Below are 10,703 nucleotides of genomic sequence, written 5' to 3' on the forward strand. Positions count from 1 at the left end.
GCTCACCCCTCGTCGAACAGCTGAGCCGGCCTGTGTCCACACCCGCCCACGACGTGGACGTGATCGTCACCGAGTCCGGGCACGTCGATCTGCGCGCGGCGGACTGGTCGCAACGTCGCGCGCTCATCACCGAAATGTTCACGGAATGAAGGAGATAACGCGCGATGCCTGAAGGACCTTTGACCGGTAAGGTCGTGCTGGTCACCGGAGGCGGGCGAGGTATCGGCCGTGGTCACTGCCTCGAGTTGGCCAAGCAGGGCGCGGCCGTCGTGGTGAACGATCCGGGCGTCGGCCGGGATGGCTCCAACGGTGACGGGGGCGGCCCCGCAGCCGACGTTGTCGCCGAAATCGAAGCGTCCGGGGGGAAGGCGGTCGCGCACACAGGTTCGGTGTCGGCATGGGACGACGTCGCCGACATGGTGTCGACCGCCGTCAACACGTTCGGCTCCCTGACTGGTGTGGTGAACAACGCAGGCATCCTGCGCGATTCCATGGTGGCCGCATCCAGCGAGGCCGATTGGGACGCGGTCATCGCCGTACATCTCAAAGGCACCTTCGCTGTTACCCGGCATGCTTGCGACTACTGGCGAGCACAGTTCAAAGCGGGCAATCCGATTGACGCCCACATCGTCAACACGGTGTCGGGCGCCGGTCTCTGGGGCAACGTCGGGCAGAGCGCGTACGGTGCCGCGAAGGCGGCGATCGCCAACCTGACGCTCGTCACCGCGATGGAGGCACAACGTTACGGCGTTGCGGTCAATGCGATCTCGCCGCTGGCGAGGTCGCGGATGACAGCCGACGTGTTCGCTGCGCGTGCCGACGATCCCGCGCTGGATCCCTCCCGCAGCTCCGCTGTGGTGGCTTGGCTGCAATCAGCGCAGTCGTCCTGGCTCACCGGGCAGATCCTGCGCATCAACGGCGACAAGCTGACCCGCATCGAAGGGTTCACCGAAATGTCTGGCGCCTATCACGCCAAAGATGGTGCGGGTCTGGTCTTTTCGGAGATCGGGCAGGCGGTCAGCTGGCTCTACGGGACCTCTCCGCGCGGGCTGGCCGGACCGCTGCCGATGGCCTGACTAGGGCGCACCGCCGTCGGCGTAGATGGTCTGGCCGGTAACGAACGCGCAGATGTCGGACAGCAGGAAGGCGATCAGCGCGCCGATCTCATCGGGCTGGCCGGGGCGACCGAGCGCGGCGTCGAATCCGAAGTCCTCCACCAGCGCCCGTTCGAGTGCCTCGTCGTACGGATAGCCCTTGCTTTCGGCGACGTATCCGCGGACGGCATGCAGCGCATCGGTTTCCACGGCGCCAGGGGCCACGCTGTTCGCGCGGATGCCCGATTTACCGTGGGCGCGCGCGATGCCGCGGGTGAACGTGGCAACGGCCGCCTTGAGGCTCGCATACGGGAGGCGCGGCTCGTGTGGCGAGCGTGCCGAGTACGCGGCGGTGGTGACGATCGCGCCACCGTTGACCGCAAGGTGCGGCAATGCCGCTTGCACGCTGCGGGTGGTCGCCAGCAGCACGTCGTGAAACGCTGTGTCCCAGGCGTCGTCGTCGGAGTCGATGGGCATCATCCCCGCGGTACCCATCGTGATGGCGATGCCGTCGAGTCGGCCGAGTATCCGGACCGCTTCGTCGACGGCGGCCACTGCGGCTCCCGGCTGACTCACGTCGAAGGCCAGGCCGTGCGCCGAGGCCGCGCCGGCGGCGGTGACTTCTTCCGCGGCGTTCTTGCCTCGGTCAGCGTCGCGCCCGACTACCACGACGGAAGCACCCTCGCGAGCCAGCGCGCGTGCCGCGGCCAGTCCCATACCGGCCGTTCCGCCGACGACGACATAACCCTTGCCGCGTACTCCCAGATCCAACGCTCAACCCCTTGCCGCGGGCGGACTGAAGTGCTTCAGCGGCCGCTCGACGAATTCGAATACCACTCCGTCGGGCGAGCGCAGAAACGAGATGAAGAGCCCGTCGATCTTCGTCCCCGGCAAAGGGCACCACACCGGATCACCTTTCACCTCAACGGAATCCGGGACCAACGCCATCGCCGCCTCGGTGTTCTCCACCCGCAGCGCGCACCGGTACAACCCTTGATGGTTCCCGCCCCACGGCACCGGATCCGCCTTGCGGGTATCGGGATGTTCCACCACGGTGAGGCTGAACTGATGCGCGTCCTCAGCCAGTGTGTAGCGGGACACCGCGCACTTGACGGCATTGGGCGACCCGCCGGGCGCGAGTTGATCGCCGGCGACCTCGACGGGTGCCGGCGCCTGCACCTGACCGAAGCCGATCGCGGTGAGGAATGCTCCGGTAGCCGCCGCGTCGATGGCGGCGATGCGGATGCCGGCGAACACCGCCCCCGGCTTCTCGCTCGGGGCTTCGGCGACCTCGATAACCGCGCCGTCCGGGTCGAGCGCGAGAAACGACTTGGAGCCGGAGATCAGGCCGTCGACCGGCCCAGTCACGGTGATGCCGGCGTCGCGTAACGCGGTGACGGTCGCATCCAGGTCGGCCACCGTGAGCAGCGTCGACCGGATGCCGGGGCGAGTCGGCTCGCTGTTCGGGTCGGCTTTCAGCGCCGGCTTGTGGAACTCGATGGCCTCCAAAGCACAACCGGCGCGGCCGCCTCGCGAGTCGTAGAGAAACGATGTCTCACAGAATGTTTCGTCGCCATCGATGCCGAGGATGCTGCCGTCGGTCGGGACTTTGGCATCGGTACGCATCCGTGCCGTCAGGCCCAGCACGTCACCGTAGACACGTTCGGTGCGCTCCAGCGATTCACAGTTGAGGTTGACGTGCAGGAAGCGCCGCGCAAGTTCCTCCGAACCCACTACAGCACAACCGAATTTATCTTGAAATCGATGATTTCGTCCTCGTTGAAACCGAGTTCGGCGAGCAGCGCGTCGGTGTGCTCACCGTGGCCCGGCGCGCACGTCAGGTCCAAGGGCGTCTCGTCGAACTGCACGGGACTGGCCGCCAGCGCGAACTTGTTGTCGTTGGCGTCGGCGACCTTAGGCAGATACCCGTTGGCGATCACCTGCGGATCGCTGTGCACCTCGTGAGCGGTGTGCATGACGTCCCACACGCCGTCAAACCCTTGGAAGGCCTTCTCCCAGTGTGGAAGATCCTCGGATTCGAAACTGCGGCGCAGCTCGGCGATGCACTCCTGGCGGTTACCGAAACGCGCCACCGCACTGGCGAACCGCTCGTCGTCGATCAGCTCGGGTCGGCCCAGCCGGGTGCAGAAGTCCGACCAGAACCGGTCGGCCTGCAAGAGCACAAAAGCGATGAACCGGTTGTCGCGGGTCTTGTAAATGCTGGCCACCGGGTTGGGCATCTCGTCGAGGTTGAACTTCGGAATGTCCTGACCAGTGACGCCGGAACCGACGATGTCTGGACCCAACTGCCAGATCGCAGCATTGAGTAGCGACACGTCAACCACCGACGGCTCACCGGTGCGTTCGCGTTTCACCAGGGCCGCTGCGATACCGCCCGCGATGGCCAAGCCGCCGTAGGAGTCGCCGAACGCCGGCCGCTGAATCGGCGGGTAGGAACCGTCGCCGGCCGAGTACGCATCGCCGATGCCGCCGCGCGCCCAATACGCAGCCAGGTCGAAGCCACCCTGCGAGGCTAGGTCGCCACGGATGCCGTAGCCGTGACCGCGGGCATAGATGATCTTGGGGTTGCGCGCCCGCACCTGCTCGACGTCGATCCCCATCCGTTGTCGCGAATCCGGCAGCAAGTTTGTGACGAAGACGTCGGCGGTTTCGATCAGCTTCATCAGCAGCTCCAGCCCGTCGGGAGTTGAGGTGTCCAGCCCGATGCTGCGCTTGCCGCGGTTGGGCTGCTCGATGAAGTGATTGACTCCGCCTGCGCCCGTCACGAGCCCGGAGCTGATCAACCCGCGCTGCGGGTCACCGGTCTCGGGGTGCTCGATCTTGATGACGTCGGCGCCCCAGTCGGCCAGCACCGCACCGGCGGCGGGAACGAACGTCCACGCGGCCAACTCGACGACCCGGATACCGCTGAGGATGTCGCTCACAGGGGATAGCCGATCGTCTTGGTCTGCAGATGCTGCTCGAAGCCCTCGATGCCATTCTGCCTGCCGATGCCGCTCATCTTGTATCCACCGAACGGGGCGTCGGCGCCGTAGTACATGCCAGTGTTGATCATCAGTGAGCCGGTGCGGATACGACGAGCGACCGCCATCGCCCGTTCGTCAGAGCCGTGGATTCCGCCGGCCAGCCCGTAGGCGGAATTGTTCGCCATCTCAACGGCGCCGTCGTCCCCGCCGTCGTACGGCGTGATGGATAGCACCGGCCCGAACACCTCCTCCTGGAAGATCGTGTGGTCCGGGGCGACGTCCGCGACGACGGTCGGCGCCACGAAATAGCCGCGGTCCAGGCCCTCCGGCACGCCGCCGCCGGCGGTGATGCGACCACCGTCGGCCTTGGCCTTCTCGATGTAGCCCAACACCCGTGCCTGTTGCTTGGCCGACACCAGCGGCCCGCAGAAGGTATTCGGGTCCGCGGGGTCCCCGACGGCGAGAGCACCGAACGTCGCCGAAGCCACCTCAACGGCCTGGTCGTAATGCGAGCGCGGTACCAGCATCCGGGTGGCCAGCGCACAGCCCTGCCCGGAGTGCATCAGTGCGCCAATACAGCCGGGCAGCGCTGCGTCCATGTCGGCGTCGTCGAGTATCAGGTATGCCGACTTGCCCCCGAGCTCGAGCATGTTGCGCTTCATGGTCTCGCCGGAGAGGTTCTGGATCAGCTTGCCGACCGCGGTTGATCCGGTAAACGACACCATGTCGACCCGCGGGTCGGTGGCCAGCACCTGGGCAATGTCGTTGTCCGACGCCGGGACGATGTTGACGACACCGGCCGGGATGTCGGTCTTCTCGGCGATGATGCGGCCCCACCGCAGGGCGCTCCACGGCGTCTCGATGGCCGGTTTGAGCACCATCGTGTTCCCGGTGGCCAGGATCTGACCCACCTTGTTGCTGATGATCTCGAACGGGAAGTTCCACGGCGTGATAGCGCCGACGACGCCCATCGGTTCTTTGACTACGACGCGGTTGTACGGCACGCCCATCTTGGCGTCCTGATCGAGCATCCGCTCCCACGTGAACTCCGAGATGTGTTGTGCCGGCCACCGGATCGCGTCGGCCAGCGGCCATTCCAACTGCGCGATGTAGGTCATCCCCACTGTCGCGCCGACTTCGGCGATCAACTCGGCGCGGATCTCCTCTTTTTCCGCCTGCAGCGCGTCGTGCAACTGCATCAGGCAGCGTTGGCGGAACTCATGGTTGGTGGACCAGTCGGTGGTGTCGAACGTGCGACGGGCGGCGGCGATGGCCTCCTGCATGTCCTCGGCGCTCGCATCGGTGGCCAGCCCCAGCACTTCTTCGTTCGCCGGGTTGACGTTTTCGACAGTCTTTCCCGTCGATGAGTCCCGCAACCGGCCGTCGATGAACAGCCTCGTCTCGGGATTGAACTGGACAGTTGAAGCGGCGACGGGTGATGCCGTCATTGGCGATCCCTCTCACTGAGTAGTGGCGTGGGCTATTGTAACCTCTTATAGCTAACTGTTTAGCGGATTCTGGCGTGCGCCCGAGTCCTGGCAACCATGAAAGGGGTCCGGTTGTCCGCCCCTGTCGACAGCGCCGTTGATGGCGGTCGCCGCCTCGTTTACGAGACCGACATCGCGTCGTACCGCGAGGACTTCCGGCGTTACCTGCGCGACCTGGAGCCGGCAGACGAGTGGCGTTCGGCCGCCTTCACCAGCGCCGAGGACGGCTTGGCCCACGACGCTGCGGTGATGGCGCGGCTGCATGCCGATGGCTGGAACCGATACGGCTGGCCGGAAGCGGCCGGCGGCCTCGGCGGGAACGAGATCCATCGCGCCGTGTACTACGAGGAACTCGGCCACGCGATGCTGCCGATACCGGCGCAACACTGGACATTGGAGACGCTGGGCCCCGCCCTGCTCAAATTCGCTCCCCGGCTGGCTGCCGCCTACCTGCCCGGCTACCTCAGCGGCGCCGAATGGTGGGGCCAGAGTTTCTCCGAGCCGGAGTCCGGTAGCGACCTCGCCACGCTGCGCACCCGCGCCGTCGCCGATGACGACGGCGGCTTCGTCGTCAACGGCCAGAAAATCTGGACCAGCCAGGGGCCGACGGCCACCCGACTCCTCGCGCTGGTCCGCACCGGGACGCCCGAAAGCCGCCACCGCGGGCTGACGATGCTGATGGTCGACGCCGACGCGCCCGGGGTCACGATCCGGCCGATCGCACTGGCAAGTGGCCGCCGCGAACTGGCAGAAGTGTTCTTCGACGACGCGCACGTCGACCGCGAGCGCGTGATCGGTGACGTCGATGGCGGCTGGGCCGTGGCGATGCACCTCATGCAATACGAACGCGGGATGTACGGCTACGCCGTCTTGAACAAGGTGCTCACCGAGCTGAGCCGGCTGCGCGAAGACATGGTGATCGCCGGTGCCACCGACGCGCAACGCCAACGCTTCGCCCGGGTCTACGTCGATGTGGTCGCCGCGCAGGCCCGGACCGCCACGACCGTCCGGCGGCTGGCCGCGGGTGAATCGGTCGGGGCAGACAGCAGCATCGACAAACTGCTGTTCGGCCGGGCTGAAAAGGAAGTGAACGACCTGGTTCTCGAGATCAGCAGGGAGCAGATGATCGCCGGAATCGGTCGCGGCGGTGCGGCGCTTAACACCGCGCGCGCCGAGTGGTGGTACTCGCGGGCCGCCACGATCATGGGCGGCACGGCCGAGGTGCAACGCGGCATCATCGCCGACCACCTCCTCGGGTTGCCCAAGGAGAAGAGATGACCAGCGCAGGCCGGCCGACCGACGAGTCGTGGCCGATGGTCGAGGAAGCGGTGTTCCGTCTCTTCGAGGAGCTGGCAGGCAAGTCGGACACCGGTGCCGGCGCGGCGGCGACATCGGGCTCGGCCGAACACGTGGCGATCGGTCCACGGCTGGCCGAACTGGGCTGGGCCGACATCGAAGCCGAATATCCCGTCGAGGCCTGCGAACTGCTATTCCGTGCTCAAGGTCGGTCGCTGGCGCTGACCGACTGCCTGGATCGCGTCATGTTGTCCGAGTTGGCCGGACCGCTCGACGAACCCGCCGACCATGTTTTGCTACCCGGCCTGACCCCTGGACATGTCCCGGGTTCCGCCGATGGCCACGCGTCGGGCATCGTGCTCGGTCCGCTCGAGGGGCGGTTGGTCGTCCCGGTCTCGGGGCCGATGGGAACGGTGTCGCTGGGCGTCGTCGACACGTCACGACTCAGCGGCGAACGCATGGACACCTTCGACGCGTCCGCGTTCTGGACGCAAGTGAGCGGTCCACTGGACGCCCCCCTGGTAGAGGCGTCCACCGAATGGAACCGCGCGATGGCCGCGGCGCAGCGCGCCCTGGCGACCGAATTGGTGGCACTGGCCGAGCAGGCGCTGCGCATCGCTGTCGAACACGTCAGCGTGCGTGTGCAATTCGGCGCTCCGATCGGATCGTTCCAGTCGCCGCGTCACGCACTGGCCGATGCGTCGGCGTCGCTGGCCGGCGCGCGGGCGCTGCTCGGCGAGTCGTGGCGCTACGGTGGCCAGCTGTCAGCCGTAACAGCCAAGGCCGCAGCCGGGCGGGCGCACCGCGCGGTCAGTGATGTGGCGCTGCAGGTGTGCGGCGCGATCGGCCTGACCGCCGAGCACGAACTGCACCGTTATGTCACGCGTGGCTTTCAGGTTGACGCGCTTTGCGGGTCACACGATCAGCTCGAAGCCTTGCTCGGCGAGCGACTGTTCGACAGCTACGCTCCGGGTCGTGCGTTGCCTGCCGTCGTCTCGTGGGCCGAGTAGAGGAAAGTGCATGCGCCGCAACATCTTCGATGAGATACATGACGACTTCCGGGCCAGCGCGCGGGAATTCTTCGAACGAGTTTGCGTGCCCAACGTCGAGAAGTGGGAACGCGACGGCAAGGTCAGCCGCGAGGCGTGGCTGGCCGCGGGGGCGGCCGGCCTCATCGGATGGGAGTTCGACGAGAAGTACGGCGGCCTCGGGGTCAAGGACTTCCGCTTCAACCAGATCATCTCCGAGGAGATGTTCCTGACCGGATCGGTGGGCATCGGCCTGGGCGTGCAGAACGACATCCTGGTGCCGTATCTGAACCATCTCACCACCGAGGAACAGAAAGCTCGCTGGCTGCCCAAGTTCGTCTCCGGCGAATACATCGGCTCGATCGCGATGTCCGAACCCGCGGCCGGATCGGACCTGGCGGGCATCAAGACCACCGCGCGTGATGACGGCGACCACTGGATCGTCAACGGCCAGAAGACCTTCATCAGCAACGGCTTGCTGTCCAAGCTGGTTTTGACCGCGGTCAAGACCGATCCGTCCGCCCGGCACAAGGGCATCAGCCTGCTGATGATCGAGGACGGTATGGAGGGGTTCACCCGCGGGCGCAAGCTCGACAAGATCGGCCAGTATTCCGCCGATACCGCGGAATTGTTCTTCGAGGACGTGCACGTGCCCAAGGAGAACCTGGTCGGCGAACTCAACCGCGGGTTTTACCATCTGGTGTCCAACTTGCCCAGCGAGCGGGTCGGTGTGGCTTGTTACGCGCTGCCCGCCGCTCGTCGAGCTTTGGACTTGACCAAGGCATATGCGTTGGAGCGCACCGCGTTCGGTCAGCCGATCGGTAAATTCCAGGTCAATAGGCACTTTCTCGCCGAGATGCAGACCAAACTCGACGCTGCCCAGACCTACCTCGACCAATGCGTGCTCTCGGTCAACGACGGCAGTCTCTCCGACCAGGACGCTGCCGGATTGAAATGGTGGACCTCCGAGGTCCAGTGGGAGATCATCGACCGCTGCCTGCAGATGTACGGCGGCTACGGCTACATCAACGAATACGAAGTGGCCAGGCTGTGGCGCGATTCCCGGGTGCAGCGGCTCTACGCCGGCACCACCGAGATCATGAAGGACCTCATGGGTCGGGCAATGGGGTATTAGCGGTGATGTTGCTAACTGACGGTCGCCAATTCCCGGCTCGAGTCGCCGATTCGGATAACCTGCTAAATGATTAGTTAATTCGCATATTCGCGTAACTGTGGAGGTTGCAATGGAGGTCACCAGTCTTCGGGAACCGAAGATGGCCGATCGGGTGGCCACGGTGCTGCGGCGGATGTTCATCCGCGGCGAGATCACCGAAGGCACCATGCTGCCGCCGGAGTCAGAGCTGATGGAGCGTTTCGGGGTGTCGCGGCCGACGCTGCGCGAGGCGTTCCGGGTGCTCGAGTCGGAGTCGCTGATCCAGGTGCAACGCGGCGTGCGGGGCGGCGCGCGCGTCACTCGCCCACGTCGTGAGACGCTGGCCCGCTACGCGGGCCTGATCTTGGAGTACGAGGGCGTAACGGTCAAGGACGTCTACGACGCACGGGTCACTCTTGAGGTGCCGATGGTCGAGCAGTTGGCCAAGGACCGAAACCCCAAGGTGATCGCCGAACTCGAGCAGATCGTCGAACGCGAGTCGCAGCTGAACCCCGGCAGCGAAGCCGTCGATCAACTCACCGACTTCCACGCCGCAATCGCGCGGTTGTCCGGCAACAGCACCCTGCAGATCGTCAGCGACATGCTGCATCACATCATCGAGAAGGCCAACCGCTCTCTGCAACCCACCAAGGGCACCCGCGCCGAGCAGGCGGTCCGCCGCTCGGCGAAGACCCACCGGATGGTGCTGGACATGATCAAGGACGGCGACGCCGAGAAGGCCGGCCAGCTCTGGAAGCGTCATCTTCAGAAGGCAGAGGAGTTCGTCCTATCGGGCTCCGAATTGTCCACTGTTGTCGATCTTCTCGAATGACCCAAGTCGACAAGCAGACAAACGAGCACGATCTCGAAACGCCGGATTCAATACAGGTCCGCTTCGGCATCGCCTACGTCGAGTCTCGTCCGGCCGAAGCCGTTGCCGCGCTGAGCATGCCGATGGACAGGTTTCGCAACCCCTTCAACGGAGCGCCGACGGTCGGGCCGTTGGCCATCCTGGTCGATGCGGCGGCCGGCATCGTCAACCACTATCGGCGACGCCCCGGCCAGTGGACGGTGTCGAGCGAGTTGTCCATGGACCTCAGCCTCGACGGCGTGGGGCACCTCGACGGTCCGGTGCTGGCCACCGCGCACGCATTCGGGCCGTTGGGCGCGACATCGTTGGGGATCTGCACGCTGACCTATCGCGGCATGGTGATCGGCGGCGGCACCGTGCGGTCGTTCTTCATCGACGCCGAAGATGTTGTCCCCCAGCGCCGGTCAGAAACCCTGCGCAGGTCGGCTGAGACCACGTTCGCCGACCTGATCGCGGCGCACGTCGTCGACCGTGACCCCGGCCCGGTGCTGGTCCAGCGTGTCGACGGCAACCTCAACAACGACATCGACATCGTGCACGGAGGCGTGGCGGCGGCCGGCCTGGAGCTCGCGGCGTCGGCCGCTGTGAACCGGGACCGCACCGACGATCTACTGCAGACCGCCTCGCTGCGAGTGAACTTTCTGCGTCCGTTCTTCGCCGGCAGTGCATCCCGCTACGAGGGCACACCGCTGCGGGTGGGCCGCAATACCGCCGTGAGCGATGCGCAGGCCATCGGCGACGACGGCAAGGTGGCGATCACCGCACGGGTGACCGCCTACCGCTGACT

Annotated in this window: 11 protein-coding genes; 7 read left to right on the plus strand and 4 right to left on the minus strand. The window is 65.9% G+C overall.

Annotated elements, in window-relative coordinates:
- Both VN856_RS04200 and VN856_RS04205 read left to right on the plus strand, forming a co-directional pair.
- Positions 1–149: acetyl-CoA hydrolase/transferase C-terminal domain-containing protein (locus tag VN856_RS04200; protein WP_325686469.1), on the plus strand; the 149-nt coding region annotated here is incomplete at its 5' end.
- A gap of 15 nt (positions 150–164) precedes the next feature.
- Positions 165–1,076 carry an SDR family NAD(P)-dependent oxidoreductase gene (locus tag VN856_RS04205; RefSeq protein ID WP_325686450.1) on the plus strand — a complete coding sequence of 304 codons (912 nt, stop codon included), beginning with the start codon at positions 165–167 and terminating at the stop codon, positions 1,074–1,076.
- Here VN856_RS04205 and VN856_RS04210 read toward each other — a convergent pair whose 3' ends face one another.
- The 4 genes from VN856_RS04210 to VN856_RS04225 are packed head-to-tail and all read right to left on the minus strand — an operon-like array spanning position 1,077 to position 5,529.
- On the minus strand, positions 1,077–1,865 hold the full coding sequence (locus VN856_RS04210) for an SDR family NAD(P)-dependent oxidoreductase (protein WP_325686452.1): 789 nt from the start codon (positions 1,863–1,865) through the stop codon (positions 1,077–1,079).
- A gap of 3 nt (positions 1,866–1,868) precedes the next feature.
- A complete protein-coding gene (locus VN856_RS04215) occupies positions 1,869–2,828 on the minus strand; it encodes a VOC family protein (RefSeq protein WP_325686454.1) in 960 nt (319 codons plus the stop codon).
- Positions 2,828–4,039: a CoA transferase gene (locus VN856_RS04220; protein ID WP_325686456.1), complete on the minus strand. Its 1,212-nt coding sequence runs from the start codon at positions 4,037–4,039 to the stop codon at positions 2,828–2,830. Before VN856_RS04220 ends, VN856_RS04215 begins: the two co-directional genes overlap by 1 nt.
- A complete protein-coding gene (locus VN856_RS04225) occupies positions 4,036–5,529 on the minus strand; it encodes an aldehyde dehydrogenase family protein (RefSeq protein ID WP_325686458.1) in 1,494 nt (497 codons plus the stop codon). The genes VN856_RS04220 and VN856_RS04225 overlap by 4 nt, the downstream gene beginning before the upstream one ends.
- A 111-nt stretch (positions 5,530–5,640) precedes the next feature.
- On the opposite strand from VN856_RS04225, the gene VN856_RS04230 reads away from it, so the two are divergent.
- From VN856_RS04230 to VN856_RS04250, 5 genes are all read left to right on the plus strand, one after another.
- The gene (locus VN856_RS04230; RefSeq protein ID WP_325686460.1) at positions 5,641–6,846 is read left to right on the plus strand and encodes an acyl-CoA dehydrogenase family protein; all 1,206 of its coding nucleotides are present in this window, start codon (positions 5,641–5,643) and stop codon (positions 6,844–6,846) included.
- Positions 6,843–7,874 (plus strand): acyl-CoA dehydrogenase family protein, encoded by a 1,032-nt coding sequence (locus tag VN856_RS04235; RefSeq protein ID WP_325686462.1) that lies wholly within the window; start codon positions 6,843–6,845, stop codon positions 7,872–7,874. Before VN856_RS04230 ends, VN856_RS04235 begins: the two co-directional genes overlap by 4 nt.
- Positions 7,875–7,884: 10 nt before the next feature.
- The gene (locus tag VN856_RS04240; RefSeq protein WP_325686463.1) at positions 7,885–9,027 is read left to right on the plus strand and encodes an acyl-CoA dehydrogenase family protein; all 1,143 of its coding nucleotides are present in this window, start codon (positions 7,885–7,887) and stop codon (positions 9,025–9,027) included.
- A gap of 109 nt (positions 9,028–9,136) precedes the next feature.
- A complete protein-coding gene (locus VN856_RS04245) occupies positions 9,137–9,877 on the plus strand; it encodes a FadR/GntR family transcriptional regulator (RefSeq protein WP_325686465.1) in 741 nt (246 codons plus the stop codon).
- The gene (locus VN856_RS04250; RefSeq protein WP_325686467.1) at positions 9,874–10,701 is read left to right on the plus strand and encodes a PaaI family thioesterase; all 828 of its coding nucleotides are present in this window, start codon (positions 9,874–9,876) and stop codon (positions 10,699–10,701) included. The genes VN856_RS04245 and VN856_RS04250 overlap by 4 nt, the downstream gene beginning before the upstream one ends.
- The last annotated feature ends 2 nt before the right edge of the window (positions 10,702–10,703 follow it).

Source organism: Mycobacterium sp. (assembly GCF_035603715.1).
GTDB lineage: Bacteria > Actinomycetota > Actinomycetes > Mycobacteriales > Mycobacteriaceae > Mycobacterium.